Source organism: Chitinimonas arctica (assembly GCF_007431345.1).
In the GTDB taxonomy this organism is placed as follows: domain Bacteria; phylum Pseudomonadota; class Gammaproteobacteria; order Burkholderiales; family Chitinimonadaceae; genus Chitinimonas; species Chitinimonas arctica.
In genome coordinates this window covers 3113097-3129972 of the sequence record NZ_CP041730.1, presented here as the reverse complement: position 1 = coordinate 3129972, position 16876 = coordinate 3113097, and the positions used below count along the sequence as shown (strand labels likewise).

General features: G+C 58.1%; 10 protein-coding genes. 8 read left to right on the top strand and 2 right to left on the bottom strand.

The window, feature by feature from the left end; all coding sequences use genetic code 11:
- Nucleotide 1: 1 nt before the first annotated feature.
- Nucleotides 2-1408, top strand: coding sequence for a sensor histidine kinase (locus FNU76_RS14075; RefSeq protein WP_144278786.1), 1407 nt, complete (start codon nt 2-4; stop codon nt 1406-1408).
- A gap of 62 nt (nt 1409-1470) precedes the next feature.
- On the opposite strand, the gene FNU76_RS14070 is transcribed toward FNU76_RS14075, so the two are convergent.
- Nucleotides 1471-2298, bottom strand: coding sequence for a leucine-rich repeat domain-containing protein (locus FNU76_RS14070; RefSeq protein WP_144278785.1), 828 nt, complete (start codon nt 2296-2298; stop codon nt 1471-1473).
- Between the two features lie 304 nt (nt 2299-2602).
- On the opposite strand from FNU76_RS14070, the gene FNU76_RS14065 reads away from it, so the two are divergent.
- From FNU76_RS14065 to proA, 7 genes are all read left to right on the top strand, one after another.
- On the top strand, nt 2603-3844 hold the full coding sequence (locus tag FNU76_RS14065) for an ABC transporter substrate-binding protein (RefSeq protein ID WP_144278784.1): 1242 nt from the start codon (nt 2603-2605) through the stop codon (nt 3842-3844).
- Between the two features lie 108 nt (nt 3845-3952).
- The gene (locus FNU76_RS14060; protein WP_144278783.1) at nt 3953-4864 is read left to right on the top strand and encodes a carbohydrate ABC transporter permease; all 912 of its coding nucleotides are present in this window, start codon (nt 3953-3955) and stop codon (nt 4862-4864) included.
- Nucleotides 4857-5735, top strand: coding sequence for a carbohydrate ABC transporter permease (locus tag FNU76_RS14055; RefSeq protein WP_308418550.1), 879 nt, complete (start codon nt 4857-4859; stop codon nt 5733-5735). The genes FNU76_RS14060 and FNU76_RS14055 overlap by 8 nt, the downstream gene beginning before the upstream one ends.
- A gap of 12 nt (nt 5736-5747) precedes the next feature.
- A complete protein-coding gene (locus tag FNU76_RS14050) occupies nt 5748-6860 on the top strand; it encodes an ABC transporter ATP-binding protein (protein ID WP_144278782.1) in 1113 nt (370 codons plus the stop codon).
- Between the two features lie 87 nt (nt 6861-6947).
- Nucleotides 6948-7499 carry a heme NO-binding domain-containing protein gene (locus FNU76_RS14045; protein ID WP_144278781.1) on the top strand — a complete coding sequence of 184 codons (552 nt, stop codon included), beginning with the start codon at nt 6948-6950 and terminating at the stop codon, nt 7497-7499.
- Nucleotides 7496-9712: an EAL domain-containing protein gene (locus FNU76_RS14040; protein WP_144278780.1), complete on the top strand. Its 2217-nt coding sequence runs from the start codon at nt 7496-7498 to the stop codon at nt 9710-9712. Before FNU76_RS14045 ends, FNU76_RS14040 begins: the two co-directional genes overlap by 4 nt.
- A 146-nt stretch (nt 9713-9858) precedes the next feature.
- Complete coding sequence (proA, locus tag FNU76_RS14035) at nt 9859-16485, top strand: anti-phage protein ProA (RefSeq protein WP_223879021.1); 6627 nt, start codon at nt 9859-9861, stop codon at nt 16483-16485.
- Nucleotides 16486-16506: 21 nt separating this feature from the next.
- Here proA and FNU76_RS14030 read toward each other — a convergent pair whose 3' ends face one another.
- On the bottom strand, nt 16507-16860 hold the full coding sequence (locus FNU76_RS14030; protein WP_144278779.1) for a hypothetical protein: 354 nt from the start codon (nt 16858-16860) through the stop codon (nt 16507-16509).
- Between the last annotated feature and the right edge of the window lie 16 nt (nt 16861-16876).

Sequence of the window (16876 nt, the reverse complement as noted above, 5' to 3'; positions counted from 1 at the left end):
GTTGGCGGCGCCGCGCAAATTATCGCTACGCCGCCAGTTGTTGATCTGGCTGCTACTGCCGCAACTGGTGCTATGGCTGGCGGCCGCCTTCGTGTCCTACTCGGTGGCGCTGCGCTACGCCAACGAGGTGATAGACCGTAGCCTGGCCGAATCGAGCCGAGCCCTCGCCCGCCAGGTCAAGCCGCTGGGCGATGGGCTCTATATCGACTTCCCCCGGGCCGCGCGCGAGATCCTGGAAGAAGACCCGAGCGACCGCCTCTACTATATGGTGAGCACCCCGCCGGGCGCCTTTATCCTGGGCGAGAAGGACCTGCCGGCTACTCCGAGCGATCTGGCGCGGCAATTCGGCCACCCTTATTTCTACGACGGCATCCTGCGCGGCAAATCGGTCAGGCTGGCCGCGCTCTACCTGCGGGTGGGGACGGATGAACGACCGCAGACCATGTTGGTGCAGGTGGCCAAGAGCACCGCCCTGCGCACCCAGCTGGCACGCGATATCTTTATCGATACCGTCCTGCCCCTGTCGATGCTGATGATTTTGACCAGCGTATTGGTCTGGGCCGGCATCAGCCGAGGCCTATCTCCCCTTCGGCACCTGCGCCGGCTGGTGGAAAACCGCTCGCCGCGCGATCTGGCGCCGCTAAAGGTGGAGAATGCGCCGGCCGAGGTCAGGGCGCTGACATCGGCCATCAACACCCTGCTGGGCGAGGTCAACACCCAGGTGGCGGGTCAGCGGCGTTTTATCGCCGATGCCGCCCATCAGTTGCGCACGCCGCTGGCCGGCCTGAAGTCGCAGACCGAGCTGACCCGAGCGGAACTGAGCGAAGCCGTGCCAGACCGCGGTGCGTTGACGCAGCGACTGGTCCAGATCGAAACCAGCGTGGCGCGGGCGATCCGCCTGGTCAACCAACTGCTGGCACTGGCCCGAGCCGAACCCGATGCCGCCTTGGCATTGGCGCCGGTCGATCTGGTCCGGCTGGCGCGCGAAGTCAGCATGGACGCCGTACCGCGCGCCCTGGCCAGCGGTATCGACCTGGGCCTGGACGAAGCGCCGCCGCAATTGCTGATCGCCGGTCACGACGCGCTGCTGCGCGAGCTGCTGGGCAATCTGATCGATAATGCAATCCAGTATTGCCCGGCCGGCAGCGAGATCGGCATACGCATCCTGGATAGCGGCGACAGCGCCGTGATCGAAGTGCGCGACAATGGTCCGGGTATTCCGGCCGAAGAAGCCCAGCGCGTGTTCGAGCGCTTCTATCGCGGCCGCATGGAAGGCCAAGGCAAGGGCTGCGGCCTGGGCCTGGCCATCGTGCAGGAAATCGCCCGCCATCATCAGGCGCAGGTCGTGCTGACCGACACCTCCCCGCATGGGCTGACGGTTACCGTGCGTTTTCGGCTGAGCCCTTAGGTCCGGCAGGGTTTAGCAGGGTTTCCGCAGCACATTTTGAATGCGCGCTACTGTCTTGACGTTCACCCCCGGCCCAGTTCCAGCACGAGACAGACTTCCTTATTTTGATCCAGCCAAGCGGCGATGTTCTCGAAGCCTTCCCGGCCGATACGGTTGCCCCCCAGGTTCAGGTAGGAAAACCAAGGGTTTATGGCCGTGGCTTCGACCAGCATCAGGGCGCCACCGTCATCGATGCGGTTGTCGGACAAATCCAGTATGACGAGACTGTGCTTGCCGCGATTGCCCACTGCGGCGGCAAAGGCGGCGGCGGCCGGGGAATCGATCTCGTTCTTGGAAAGATCGAGGCTGCAAAGGTGCTCATTTTTGGCCAGCGCCTCGGCCAAGGCGAGCGCCCCGTCGCCGCCGATTCGATTATTGCTGGCGATGAATGTATCCAGCGGACTGTCCTGCGCGATCATGTCGGACAGCGCTCGTGCGCCGGCGCTGCCGATAAAGTTACGCGATAAATTGAGCCTATGCAGGCAGAAGTGTCCTTTCAGCTGGGAGACCAATTCGAACGTCCCTTGGTCGCCCAACTCGTTGTCGCTCAAATCCAGGTCGAACAGCATCTTCATGCTCGCCAGCGCCGGCGCCAAGCATTGCACACCGCTGGGACCAATCTTGTTGCAGGAGAGGTCAAGCCTGGTCACATATCGATTGCCCGCCAGCACGACGGCCAGTTCCCGCGCTTCCTGGTAGCCGAGGTACAGATCGGTCAGAACAACTTGGCGGAAGGTCGGATCATGCGCCCTCAGCCGCGCGATCGATTGCCAAACGCCCTGCAATTTCGTTGAATCGATTATCGCATGGGGCGTGCTGCGGGTAAGCGTATAGGCATTCGAGCGCATCATGGTTCATCTCTCCAAACAGTGCATAGGCCGCACGCCACGGGTATCTGCAAACCGTCTTGCAAGAAAGTCGGCCCATCTTTCGCGTTCTCCACGCCCTTGCTGGTTTTGTGCGCCCGCACATACTCCCGGCGAACGACGCCGATACCGATACTGGCGTGATTTGCCCTTTGCTCCTGCTGCTTTGCAACATCGAAACTTACTGAAAACTTACAGAAAACCTTCACAAAACTTACACACGTGTTTATATTCCGCCCAGCCGCATAGCTGAGCTTGGTGGCGATTATTCCAACTAGGAGCGAGACAGATGCAATCGAGTCGCCTGACCCTGGCGCTGGCAGTCGCCTGCGTTTTTTCCCTGAATGCCGTAGCCGGTGAAGTAGAAGTACTGCACTGGTGGACCTCCGGCGGCGAAGCCAAATCGGTCGCCGAGCTGAAGAAGATGATGTCGGCCAAGGGCCATACCTGGAAGGATTTCGCGGTGGCCGGCGGGGCAGGCGACAATGCCATGACCGTGCTGAAGACCCGCGTGGTGTCCGGTAATCCGCCGACGGCGGCGCAGGTCAAGGGCCCATCCATTCAAGAGTGGGGCGGCGAAGGCGTGCTGGCTACGCTCGATGCGGTCGCCACGGCGGAAAAGTGGGACAGCATCCTGCCGCCGGTAGTGGCCAGCACCATGAAGTACAAGAATCATTACGTGGCCGTGCCGGTCAATGTGCATCGCGTGAACTGGATGTGGGTCAATCCGGAAGTATTCAAGAAGGCCGGCGCCAAGGTACCGACCAGCTGGGCCGAGTTCGACGAAGCCGCCACCAAGATCGAGAAGGCCGGCATGATCGCCGTGGCCCATGGCGGCCAGCCTTGGCAGGATGCCACCGTGTTCGAATCGGTGGCCCTGGGCATAGGCGGCGCCGACTTCTACAAGAAGGCCTTCGTGCAACTGGATGCGGCGGCGCTGAACAGCCCCACCACCCTGAAGACCTTCGAGACGCTGCGCATGGTGCGCAAGCATATGGACAAGGACATGCCGGGCCGCGACTGGAACCTGGCTACCGCCATGGTGATCAACGGCAAGGCCGGCATGCAGTTCATGGGCGACTGGGCCAAGGGCGAATTCACCGCCGCCGGCAAGACCCCGGGCAAGGATTACCTGTGCGTGGCCGCGCCCGGTACCGACAAGGCCTACACCTTCAATATCGATTCCTTTATCGTCTTCGCCCAGAAGAACAAGGATCTGAAGGCCACCAACGATTTCGCTTCGACCGTGCTGTCGCCGGCCTTCCAGCAGGTGTTCAACCTGAACAAGGGCTCCATCCCGGTGCGCCTGGGCGCGGACATGAGCAAGTTCGACGACTGCGCCAAGAAGTCGTCGGCCGATTTCGTCGCCACCAACAAGGCCGGCAGCCTGCTGCCCTCCTTCGCCCATGGCATGGCCATGCCGTCGGCTGCCCAGGGCGCGGTGCAGGATCTGATCTCCAGCTTTATGAACTCGAACATGAGCAGCCAGGACGCCGTCGCCAAGCTATTGGTCGCCGCCAAGAAAAAGTAGTTAAAAAAGCAGTAAAAAACGCTCGCGCCCGCGAGGAGTGAACCTCCGGTACGCCAATATGGGTACCGGAGCCTAAGTTTGTGTTCCCCTTTCTCATAAGGAGTCGCCATGACAGCTTCCCGTCAAGGCGCGCCAGGTCTTACTTTCAGCCGTCTGGCCGATATCATCCTGCCCCGCCTGGTTATCGCCCCCACGGCGCTCGCCTGCCTGATCGGCTTCTACGGATTTATCGCGTGGACCGCCTGGCTATCGTTCACCGAATCGCGGCTGATGCCCCGCTACGAGTGGGCCGGTGTGGTGCAGTACATCGAACTGTTCGGCAATGACCGCTGGTGGCAGTCCATGCAGAACCTCGCGGTTTTCGGCGGCCTGTTTATCTTTGTCAGCCTGGCCATCGGCCTGGTGATGGCGGTATTCCTCGACCAGAAGATCCGTGGCGAAGGCTTTCTGCGCACGCTCTATCTCTATCCGATGGCGCTGAGCTTTATCGTGACCGGCACCGCCTGGAAATGGATACTCAACCCCGGCCTGGGCATCGAGAAGATGCTGCATGACTGGGGCTATACCCAGCTGACCTTCGACTGGATCATCAATCCCGATTTCGCCATCTACACCGTCGTGATCGCCGGGGTGTGGCAATCGTCCGGCTTCGTCATGGCCTTGTTCCTGGCCGGGCTGCGCGGCATCGACGACAGCATCATCAAGGCGGCCCAGATGGATGGCGCCTCGCTGCCCACCATCTATACCCGCATCATCATTCCCAGCCTACGGCCGGTCTTCCTCAGCGTATTCATGATCCTGGCCCATATCGCGGTGAAGAGTTTCGACCTGGTCATGGCGCTGACCGGCGGCGGACCGGGCTTCGCCACCGACTTGCCGTCCATCTTCATGTACCAGCACGGCTTTACCCGCGGCCAATTGGGCCTGGGCGCTGCCAGCGCCATGATGATGCTGTTCACCGCGACGGCCGTGGTGATGCCGCTGCTGTATTCCGAACTGCGGAGAGAACGTCGTGGCTAAACTCGCCTATCAACAAAGCCCGGGCGCCAAGGCAGCCCGCTATGCGATTTACACCATCCTGGTACTGATGGCGGTGTGGTACCTGGCACCGCTGTACGTGATGCTCAGCACCAGCCTCAAGACCCTGGACGAGATCCGTGCCGGCAATCTGATGTCGCTCCCCGGCTCGCTCAACTTCGACGCTTGGCGAACGGCCTGGGGCAGCGCCTGTACCGGCGTGGAATGCGGCGGCATGAAGGGCTACTTCGTCAATAGCTTGAAGATGATGATCCCGGCGGTGCTGATCTCGACCCTGCTGGGCGCCCTGAACGGCTATATCCTGTCGATGTGGCGCTTCAAGGGTTCGGACGCGTTCTTCATGGCCCTGCTGATCGGCACCTTCCTGCCCTTCCAGGTGGTGATCCTGCCGATGGCGCAAGTGCTGGCCTTGCTAGGACTGGAAAACAGCACCGGCCGCCTGGTCCTGGTGCATGTGATCTACGGCCTGCAGTTCACCACGCTGTTTTTCCGCAACTACTATGTGACGGTCCCGGGCGAACTGGTCAAGGCGGCCCGCATCGACGGCGCCGGCTTCTTCCGCATCTTCTTCCGCATCCTGCTGCCCATTTCGATACCCACCATCATGGTCTGCCTGATCTGGCAAACCACCCAGATCTGGAACGATTTCCTGTTCGGCGTGGTGTTTTCTTCCGGCGACGGGCAGCCGATGACGGTGGCGCTGAACAACCTGGTCAATACCAGTACCGGGGTGAAGCAATACAACGTGGACATGGCGGCGGCCATTATTGCGGCACTGCCCACCCTGTTCGTCTATGTGGTCGGTGGTAAATATTTCGTGCGCGGGCTTACTGCCGGCGCAGTCAAAGGTTAAGGAATCTCTGCCATGGGCGCGCTTTCCATCCGCAACGTCAAGAAAAGCTACGGCGATACCCATATCCTCAAGGGTATCGATCTAGAAATCGAACAAGGCCAGTTCCTGATCCTGGTCGGGCCGTCCGGCTGCGGCAAATCCACCCTGCTCAATATGATTGCCGGGTTGGACGACATCAGTTCCGGTGAAATCCATATCGCCGACCGCCTGGTGAACAATCTCTCGCCCAAGGATCGCGATATCGCGATGGTGTTCCAGAGCTACGCGCTCTATCCCAATATGACCGTGCGCAAGAACATTGCTTTCGGCCTGGAAATCCGCAAGGTGCCCAAGGCCGAACAGGATGCCATCATCAATCGGGTGGCCAAGACCCTGCAGATGGAACACCTGCTCGACCGCAAGCCCCAGCAGTTGTCCGGCGGCCAGCGCCAGCGGGTCGCCATGGGCCGCGCCCTGGCCCGCAATCCGGCCCTGTTCCTGTTCGACGAGCCGCTGTCCAACCTGGATGCCAAGCTGCGGGTGGAGATGCGTGCCGAGATCAAACTCCTGCACCAGCGCCTGGGCACCACCATCGTCTACGTCACCCACGATCAAATCGAAGCCATGACGCTGGGCGACCGTATCGCGGTCATGAAGGACGGCGAGGTACGCCAGTTCGGCTCGCCGCAGCAGATCTACGATGCACCGGCCGATCTCTATGTGGCGGGTTTCATCGGCTCGCCGTCGATGAACTTCATTCCCTGCCAGTTGCACGAGGAAGCCGGCATGGCGGTGGTGATGCTGGACAACGGCCAGCAAGCGCAAAAGGTGACCCTGGGCCCGCTGCTCGAAGCCCAGCGCCCCTTCGTCGGCCAGCGCATGATCCTGGGTATCCGTCCCGAACAACTGACCGACCCGGCCAGTGCCCACGGCGACCGGCCCGACCTGCAATCGCTCAGCGCCACGGTGGAAATGACCGAACCGACCGGTCCCGACACCCTGGTGACGGTGACCCTCAACGGCGTCAGGACGGTCGCCCGCTGCCATCCACGCGCCGCCGGCGCGCCGGGGCAAGCGGTCCAGCTGAGCCTGGACCCGACCAAGGCGCTGCTATTTGACCCGCATAGCGAGAAACGGGTTGGCTAGCACCCCTGCCGGCGGCCCCCCTGGCTAGTCAAGTCGACGGTTACGGTCTAAAACTGAATATCTATCACCCGCAGCAGGTAGGCGATCATGAAAGGTATCGTTTTTACCGAATTCCTCGAAATGGTCGAGAGTCAGCTGGGTATGGAAATGGCCGACCGCATCATCACGGCGGCGGCGCTCCCTAACGACGGCGCCTACACTGCGGTGGGTACCTACGACCATGCCGAATTGGTGCGCCTGGTGGTAGCGCTCAGCGAGGCCACCGGCACCCCGGCCGCCTCGCTGGTGCGGGGCTTCGGCGTTTATCTGTTTCAACGCTTTTCGCAGATCTACCCTGGCTTTTTCACGTCTGCTTCCGGCAGCTTCGAATTCCTCGGCCACATCGAAAACCATATCCACGTCGAAGTACGCAAGCTTTATCCCGAAGCGGAACTGCCCACCTTTTTCTGCGAACGACCGGCGCCGGACCAATTGTCCCTGCTGTACAGCTCGCCGCGCGGCTTTGCCGACCTGGCCGAAGGGTTGATACAAGGCTGTATCGCCCACTTCAGCGAGTCCATCGCCTTATCGCGCGTCGATCTTGCCGACGACGGCGCGGAGCAGCGCGTGCAATTCCATCTGGTACAGCAGCCGCGATGAACGCCCAACAGACTTGCGAGCTACTCAGCCGCAGACTGGCCCGCTCGGAAGCCGCGCGCAAGGCGGCGGAATCCTTGCTGGAGCAGAAGAGTCTGGAGCTGTATCAAGCCAATCAAGGCCTGCAGACACTCAATAATTACCTGGAAGATAGCGAAGCGCGCTCCCGCAAAGTGGTGGAACTGATGCCGGAAGCCATTCTGGTCTACACCGAGGGCCGCATCGTCTACCTGAACGAAGCGGCCCTGCGCTTATTGGGCGCACGCGCGGAACAATTGCTGGGCACCCCGGTAATCGAACGGGCCGGCGAAGCCTACCGCCAGCAGGTGGGCGAACAGATACAGGCCGCCATCAAGCACAAGATCACCACCCCGCCCATGGACCTGCGCCTGGTGCGCATGGATGGCAGCCAAGTGGATGTCGAAGTGACCGGCACGGCGATCCAGTTCGACAATGCCGAGTCGGTGCTGCTGGTGGCACGCGATATCAGCGAACGGCGCATGCACGAAGAAGCACTGGAATACCAGGCCAGCCACGATCTGCTTACCGGCCTGCCCAATCGTTCACTGCTCCATGACCGGCTTACCCAGGCGATCAGCCGGGCCGAGCGTTATGAAGTGCGCCTGGGGGTCATGTTTATCGATCTGGATAAATTCAAGCATATCAATGACCTGCTGGGCCATGCCGCGGGCGACCAGTTGCTGTGCGCGGTGGCGGCGCGCCTGCAGGATTGCGTGCGGCAATGCGATACGGTCGCCCGGCTGGGCGGCGACGAATTCGTGCTGCTGATCGACCGGATCAGCGACGAATCCACGGTCAGCAAGCTGGCACACCGGGTAGTCGAGTCGCTATGCCAACCCATGCAGTTGGCCGGCCAGCCACACAACGTCACCTGCAGCGTGGGAATCAGCATCTACCCGCAGGACGGCCAGACGCCGGGCGACCTGCTGAAACGGGCCGATATCGCCATGTATCGCGCCAAGGAGGCTGGCCGCAATAATTACAAGTTCTTCACCGCCCAAATGCAGGCACGCCTGGACGAGAGCCTGGGACTGGAGCGGCAATTGAAACGCGCACTGGAACGCGAGGAATTCGTGCTGTACTACCAGCCGCAAGTCTCGCTGCGCAGCGGCCAGATCATCGGCCTGGAAGCCTTGATACGCTGGCAATCTCCCGAGCTGGGGCTGGTGCCGCCATCGCGCTTTATTCCGGTGGCGGAAGAAGGCCAGCTGATCCTGGCCATTGGCGAGTGGGTACTGCACAGCGCCTGCAGCCAGTTGAAAAGTTGGCAGGAGCAGGGTCTATCGATCGCGCCGGTGGCCGTCAATGTGGCGGCCTCGCAGTTCACCCATCAGCGCATCGACCAATTGGCGGTGCAGGTGCTGCAGTCTTTCGAGCTACAGGCCAAGTATCTGGAACTGGAACTGACCGAAAGCCTGTCCATGGACGACCCGGAAAGCTCGATCAACTGGATGCGTAAACTAAAGGAAATCGGCGTCTCCCTGGCGATCGACGACTTCGGTACGGGCTATTCCAACCTCAGTTACCTGAAGCGCTTCCCGGTCGACAAGCTGAAGATCGACCGTTCCTTTATCCAGGGCGTGACGCGCGATCCGCAGGACTATTCGATCACCACCACCATTATCCGCATGGCGCACAGCCTGGGCTTGCGCACCATCGCCGAAGGCGTGGAAACCATTGGCCAATTGCATCTGCTGACGGCCGAGGGCTGCGATGAAATCCAGGGCTACTATTTCAGCCAGCCGCTACCAGCCAACGAAATTGCCGAGATGTTGCGGCAAAGGCCGCAATTGGAGCTGGCCGAGAGCGACCAAGCCCCTTATCACCGTACCCTGCTGCTGATCGACGATGAACCGCAGGTGCTGGCCAGCATGGAACGGCTGCTACGCGGCGAGGGCATTACCGTGCTGACCGCCGACAACGCCGCACAGGCCTATGAGATCCTGGCCCGCCAGGAGGTGGGCGTGGTGATCTGCGACCAGCATATGCCGGGGGAGGACGGCATCAGCTTCTTTGGCGGGATCAAGCATATTTATCCGCGCACCATGCGTATTCTGATTACCGGGGAGAACTCGGCGCCCACGCTCTCCAACGCCATCAACCGGGGGGAGGTTTATCGGTTTATTGCCAAGCCTTGGGATGATCTTCAGGTGCTCAATACGGTGCGGGAAGCGTTGCATCGATATGAGCATTAATGGCTCCGCCAAAATCATGCAATAGGCTGGGCTTTCGCCAGCAGAGTACAAACAGCAATATTCCGAGAGGCTGGCGAGTGGCTAGAAAAGCCGAGTCGATTTAGGGCTAAGACGGCCCATGTGGAAATGACGTCAGGGGTGTGCACATGGCAGAAATGGCAAGGGCTTCCCATGGGGAGTCGGCTGAACAGCAACCGGAAGCGACCCAGCAAGAGGCCGTCCGAGAACTGAAAATCGAAGCGACATTTGCCGCCAAACTAAACTTGGCGGATTTCCAGAATGCTGTCCCACTCATCCGCGAGCTTCGCGTCGTCAGCACATTGGAGCGGGATTCCAAGGCACTTGAAGTCGTTCTCGAAGCGATTCCGGCCTTTGTAAAACCGCGAACCTGGCGACTGGACTCCGTTGGCGCAGGTCAGACCTATCAGCTGCAAAACCTAGATGTTCAGCTAGACGGTGTTTTTTTCAGTCGCCTGACTGAAGCTGAAGAGGCAACGGTTTCCGTCACCCTCCGGCCAGTTGAGACAAAAGCGTCAGACCACTCTATTACGGTGACCAAGGTAGTGGAGCTGCTACCCCGAAATCAATGGGGCGGTATTGCATACATGCCGGACATGATCGCAGCCTTCGTCCAACCAAATGAGCCGGCGATTGATCGGCTATTGAAAAAGGCCGCCGATGTTTTGCGAGATCACGGCAAGGACGCCGGGTTGGATGGTTACAAAGGCGGGGCAAAACGGGCTTGGGAGCTCGCATCTGCCATTTGGGGTGCGGTCGTAGCAATGAAGCTCGACTATGCGTTGCCGCCAGCGAGCTTCGAGCATACCGGACAGAAAATTCGTTCCCCGGGGCAGATTGTTGACTCTGGACTTGCCACGTGCCTCGACCTTGCATTGCTATTCTGCTCCGCTATTGAGCAGGCTGGACTCAATCCCATCCTAGTGTTTACCCGAGGGCACGCTTTTGTCGGTGTGTGGTTAAAGTCTGAAGAGTTTTCTACCGCTGTAGTAGATGATGTGACCGCGTTGCGTAAAAGGGTGAAGCTTAAAGAGTTGCTGCTTTTTGAGACTACGCTCGTAACGCAGCGCCCTCCCGTAAGCTTTCTCTACGCGACCGGGCATGGCGCAGGGCAGATCGCGGAAGAAAAAGCAGAGTCTTTTGAGTTGGCGGTCGATATTCGCCGTGCTCGCCTCCAGCGTATCAAGCCACTCGCTAGTACGGAATCCCAAGTCGCTACGGTGCTGACGGATGCACTTGACTCCAGTGGGGAGGCGCCGTTCGAAGAGGCTCCAGAGCTGCCAGAGGAAGACTGTGACATTCAGGATGCTGCGACATTGGATCCCAAGGATCGTTTGGCGCGCTGGCAACGTAAACTGCTCGATCTATCGCTCCGCAACAATCTGCTGAATTTTAGGGCTGGCAAGAAATCACTGAAACTGGATGCTCCAGACCCCGGAGCACTTGAGGATTTGGTAGCCGACGGCAAAGAAATTAAGTTACTTACTCGCCCGGACCTGATGGATGGCTCGGACCTCCGAGACCAAGCCATCCACGAGAGTCGCGAGCGTGAAAATCTCCGTAGGGCACATGCGCTGGATGCTCTTAAGCGGCGAGAGGTTTTTGTCGGACTTGCTCAAGAAGAACTGGATGTTCGTCTTGTTGAGCTATATCGGGCAGCCAGAACTACCTTGCAAGAAGGTGGCGTAAACACACTGTTCTTGGCGCTGGGTTTTCTGAACTGGACGCCAGATAACAAACCCGATCATAAGTACCGAGCTCCTCTCATCCTTATCCCAGTCACGCTGCAACGTAAGAGCGTCCGGTCTGGATTTACGCTGACGCTTCACGACGATGAGCCGCGCTTTAACCCAACACTCCTTGAGATGTTGCGCCAGGATTTCAAGCTTGAGCTCGGTATCAAAGAGGGAGAGTTGGATCGCGACGAGTCAGGGCTGGATATCGACAAAATTTGGCGGACAGTTTCCGCTGCAATTAAAGACATCAAGGGGTGGGAAGTCTCAGAGGATGTGGTGTTGTCCATGTTCTCGTTTGCCAAGTATCTGATGTGGGTCGATCTGGTGCAGCGCACTGATCAGCTAAGACTCAACCCTGTCGTCAAGCATTTAATCGATACGCCTCGTGAACCCTATGCAGGTCACGCCAGTTTCCCAAGTCCCAAATCGTTGGATCGTGATTTTGGTCCGGAACATACCTTCTGCCCACTGCCCGCGGATTCCTCACAACTCTCTGCAGTGATGGCAGCAGCCAGAGGCAAAGACTTCGTTCTGATCGGCCCGCCGGGCACAGGTAAAAGTCAGACAATTTCGAATCTCATCGCGCAATGCCTTGCAGAAGGCAAACGGGTTCTTTTCGTCTCAGAAAAGATCGCAGCACTCGATGTGGTGTATCGACGCCTGCGCGAAGTGAAGCTGGGGGAGTTTTGTTTAGAGCTGCATTCAAGCAAGGCGCGAAAACTAGATGTGTTGGCGCAGTTAAAAACAGCTTGGGAAGCGCAAGGAGTGATTGATGCGGACGCTTGGAAGACAGAAGCAGAGAGGTTGAAAACCTTACGCCAACAACTGAATGGTTATGTTGAACGCCTCCACCATCGGCACACCAATGGCCGTAGCATTTATGAAGCTATTGGTATCGTTGTTGATAGTGTTGATGTTCCCACTCTGGGGTTTTCTTGGTCGTCTTACGCCGCCCATGGCGTGACGGACACGGATCTATTGAGGGAGGTGGTAGATCGCCTTGAAGTGAATGCTACGGCGGTAGGTCAGCAGGTGCTCGCATCTGGACCGCTCTCGCCGATTCTGACCGGCTATTGGTCGCCGACATGGCAGCAGGCGCTGATTGAAGCAGCAAAGGATGTAATTCTTGTGGCTGAGAATGTGCGTTTGGCTGCATCGAGTTTTCTCGACGTCATCGGCCTTTCACCTACACCGCTTTCCAAGCGACCTCGTGCCGCATTGGCTGCACTTTCTCGCGCGTTGCCACAGGCCGCAGGGAGGAGTTGGCAATTCGTTTTCCAGCCTGATGCAAAAGCCATCGCAGAACGACTTCAGGAAGGTATCAAGCTACTTGCTGAGCACGGTGCACTGACAAAGCAACTGTCTTCCGGATGGATGCCAACGTTAACTGGGAGTATAGAAACTGCCCTTGACTTACTGGCACAACGGCGTGAAATTCATGGTGCACTGTCACCTTGGCCGCACGACATACAAGACGGTCTACGTAAGGGGATTGGGCTGCTGGAACGTATAGGCGTACTTGAGAAGAAACTATCCGTGCGTTACACCGAGGGCATGGAGCAATTGAATGTGTATCAGTTGCAGCGAGAATACGCTAAAGCCGAACAGTCGCTTTGGCCGATGTCTTGGCTAGGTAAACGCAAGGTGCGCCAAATACTTGAGACAATGGTGGCGGGACAGGGTGAACCAAACGTTGCGGATGATTTGGCAATACTTGTAGGAATTCGAGATACCCGAAGTGAAGTCGCAAAACTGGATATTGGTCCTGAAGTAGCGGAGCTATGGCAGGGCTTGAAATCCAGGCCGGAGTATCTCCGAGCTGCACTCAAACTTCAGGAAGCGTTGAAAGCCGCCCGTGAGCGCGCCACGTGGTCTGATGAGGGGCTAGATTCATTGGCTTCGGGGAGGGCTGGGGAGAGCTTGGCGCTCGAAGTGAAGAAACTTAGAAAACTGACGGAACTCGATCACGCGTTGAACGTACTCAGTGGCCTTGAGAGCCAGACTGAAGGGCTGTGGAAGGGGTTAGATACAGACGCTCTTGTATTGGATGCTGCGCTTCGGTTTGCCAAGAGACTGGAAGTGATTCGTCCCTGCGGCCATTTGGAAGAGGATATACCCGAGATAGCACAAGGCGTCTGTGGTGAACGCTTCTTCAAAGACCATACAACGTTACGCATTCGTGACTCAGCCGAAGGCAGGCTGCGAGACCTTTCCGAACTCAAAGACGCAACTGGTGGCCTGTGGTGTGAGCTTGAAACGAACATCCAGGAAGTAGAACGAGCAGTAAGCTTTCAAAGTGCAATAGCCACCGCGATTGTGAATCTCGCAGCGGGGCCCTCAGACCTGCCCGGCATCTCATCCGCGATTGAGCGCCTTGTCGTTGATGGCAATGCACTGCTCGATCAAGATGGTCCTGTGGTGGCGGCGGGTCAGAAATACATGAGCGCTTGGTCCAAGCTTCAGCCGGCTATCGGTCAGCTGGCCCAAAAAGGTGGCTTTTCAGAGCAAGTACATGCCGCCTTTAGTGAATCCGACCTTGTCTCCCTTCATGCTCATTGCCATGCAATCGTGCTGTCTGAGACCAAGCTGAATGCTTGGTGTGCGTGGAAGAAGGTGCGGCAGCATGCGGTTTCTATTGGCTTGGAGCCGTTGGTAGCCGGCATAGAAAACAAAAGGGTAGAGCTCGGAGCTATTCGGTCTGCTTTCGAAACGAATTACTGTCGCTGGTGGCTGAATGCGGTGGTTGATAACGAATCGGTAATTCGAACCTTTGTTTCTGCGGAGCATGAAAAGCGGATTGCCGATTTCCGACACCTTGACGAGAAATTTACCGAGTTAACCCGTACCTGGGTGCGGGCGAGCTTGTGTTCAGGTCTACCTTCTCAAGACGATGCCACGCGGAATTCTGAGTGGGGTTTATTGCGCCGAGAGTTTACAAAGAAGCGTGGCCATTTGCCATTGCGCGAGCTCATCAGTGGCATTCCATCTGCACTGACCAAGCTCACACCGTGCTTGTTGATGAGTCCGCTTTCGATTGCTCAGTTTCTTGCTCCAGATACAGAACAGTTTGATGTAGTGGTGTTTGACGAGGCATCCCAGATTGCAGTCTGGGATGCAATCGGAGCCATCGCGCGTGGCAAACAAGTGGTTATGGTGGGAGATCCGAAGCAGTTGCCCCCGACAGCGTTCTTCGACAGGGCGGAGTCATCAATCGATGACGAAGACGTTGAAGGGGAGATGGAAAGCATTCTTGATGAGTGTCTCGGTGCCAACTTGCCGACCCTAAACCTGTCATGGCATTACCGTAGTCGGAATGAAAGCCTCATCGCGTTCTCCAATCAGCATTACTACGGGGGAGGCTTGGTGACGTTCCCGTCGCCAGTAACGGAGGATAGAGCGGTCAGCTTTCACTATACCAACGGGGTGTATGAGAAAGGTGGGGCGAGAATCAATAAACTGGAAGCTAAGGCACTGGTTGCGGATATCGTTGCACTTCTTAAGTCTCCGGGATTCCGTGAGTCCGAGCTCACTATCGGTGTCGTGACGTTCAATACCGAGCAGCAAAAGCTCATCGAAGACCTACTTGATGAAGAGCGACGTAAAGACCCGTCACTGGAACCGCATTTCTCGGAAGCTGAGCTTGAGCCCCTGTTCGTTAAGAATCTGGAAAGCGTTCAAGGTGATGAGCGGGACATCATGTATTTCTCGATTACTTACGGTCCGGATGTCAGTGGCGCAAAGTCAATGAACTTTGGCCCAATGAACCGCGACGGGGGAGAGCGGCGCCTAAATGTGGCGATTACACGAGCTCGTCAAGAACTCCGGGTGTTCTCAAGCTTCAAGCCTGAGCAGTTCGACCTGTCTCGTACTCAATCGGTCGGTGTACGTGATTTGAAGCACTTTCTTGAGTTTGCGGAGAGAGGGCCTCGTGCATTGGCGGAAGCTACGCGTGGGAGCCTGGGTGGTTTTGAGAGCCCGTTCGAGGAGGCCGTCGCTTCTGCTCTGGCGATGCGTGGTTGGGAGCTGCATACCCAAGTGGGTGCATCTGCTTTCCGTGTTGATCTTGGGGTAGTTCATCCAGATGCTCGTGGAACGTACCTGACTGGTATCGAGTGTGATGGGGCTACTTATCACCGATCTGCAACCGCTAGAGATAGAGACAAATTGCGAGAGCAGGTCCTTCGAGGTCTAGGGTGGGAGATCGTGCGTGTATGGTCGACGGATTGGTGGGTAGATAAGCCAGGCACGCTAGATCGTTTGGATCAACAGTTGAGAGCACTCCTTGAGTCGAGTCGGGCAAAGCGCGCGCTAGAAGCAGAAAGAGAGGTTGCAAAACGAGCTGCTGAAGCTGCTATTGCAAAAGCAAGCAGTCCAATCGGTTCCGACGAATACGCGCCAAAGCCAGCAGCAGACCACATAGCCTCAACCACGCTATCCGTCGAGGAGACTCATGTAGCAGAGCAGTATGCACGCAATGCTGCCGTTCAAACTGCCGAAAATGCGGATTTGCCACAGATGGCATTTGTAGAGACGGACCTTTCTCATTTCGCAACAACTGCGAACGCTGATGCATTTTTCGAGGTGTCATACGAGCCAACGCTGGCTGCAATGATCGCGCTGGTCACTGCAACAGAAGGACCCGTTCTTGACGCTGTACTGGCACGCCGGATCAGTAGAGCGCATGGATGGCAGCGCACTGGCAGCAGGATTGTGGAGCGCGTAGAGGAAGTTGCGCGTAAGTACTGTCGTAACTCCGAAGAAGAGGTCGGCACTTTCTACTGGCCCGAAACAATGGCCCCAGGCTCGCCCGTCTCGTGGCGGCCACCAGTCAACGAGCAACAACGTGCGATTGATGAGGTTTGTGCTGAAGAACTTCGGTCTCTCGCCGCCCTGGTGTATGACTCTACTAAGGGCGAGGAATGGATGCTGGTGCAGATGGCCAGACAACTTGGGCTCATGAAATTGAGGGCAGCCAGCCGCCCGAGGCTGGAGATTGCGATCAAAGCGATAACGGCATAAAGCGAGCAAGTGGCGGCACGGTCAAGCGAGCAATTGATACATCCCAACGACCACCCCTAACCACAACAGCCCAGCCACGATCAACAGTGCCCCATAGCTGACGCCAGCCAACATATCGTCGTAATCGGCGCCACGCAGAGAGTTGGGCGAATCGGCCACCGAGGCCGTCATCTGGTGGGATACCGGGCCGTCGCCAAGCCGCGCACCACGCGCCATGAGCGCCCCCAAGGCACAAATCACCATCGCAATGACACTGCCGGTATCGGCTAATTGGATAGTCGTGGTCCGCCCCAGGAAATAGGCGGCCAGTGCGGTGACAAGCAGGGCAAGCAGATTGGTGATGCCGATGAATTTGAGGGCTGATCGGTAATGCATGCTGACTGTGGCGCTT

What these genes read in the sequence shown, in the direction of transcription:
- FNU76_RS14040 (WP_144278780.1), top strand. Translation starts at nt 7,496, where the DNA reads ATGAACGCCCAACAGACTTGCGAGCTACTCAGCCGCAGACTGGCCCGC.
- proA (WP_223879021.1), top strand. Translation starts at nt 9,859, where the DNA reads ATGGCAGAAATGGCAAGGGCTTCCCATGGGGAGTCGGCTGAACAGCAA.
- FNU76_RS14060 (WP_144278783.1), top strand. Translation starts at nt 3,953, where the DNA reads ATGACAGCTTCCCGTCAAGGCGCGCCAGGTCTTACTTTCAGCCGTCTG.
- FNU76_RS14045 (WP_144278781.1), top strand. Translation starts at nt 6,948, where the DNA reads ATGAAAGGTATCGTTTTTACCGAATTCCTCGAAATGGTCGAGAGTCAG.
- FNU76_RS14030 (WP_144278779.1), bottom strand. Translation starts at nt 16,860, where the DNA reads ATGCATTACCGATCAGCCCTCAAATTCATCGGCATCACCAATCTGCTT.
- FNU76_RS14050 (WP_144278782.1), top strand. Translation starts at nt 5,748, where the DNA reads ATGGGCGCGCTTTCCATCCGCAACGTCAAGAAAAGCTACGGCGATACC.
- FNU76_RS14065 (WP_144278784.1), top strand. Translation starts at nt 2,603, where the DNA reads ATGCAATCGAGTCGCCTGACCCTGGCGCTGGCAGTCGCCTGCGTTTTT.
- FNU76_RS14070 (WP_144278785.1), bottom strand. Translation starts at nt 2,298, where the DNA reads ATGATGCGCTCGAATGCCTATACGCTTACCCGCAGCACGCCCCATGCG.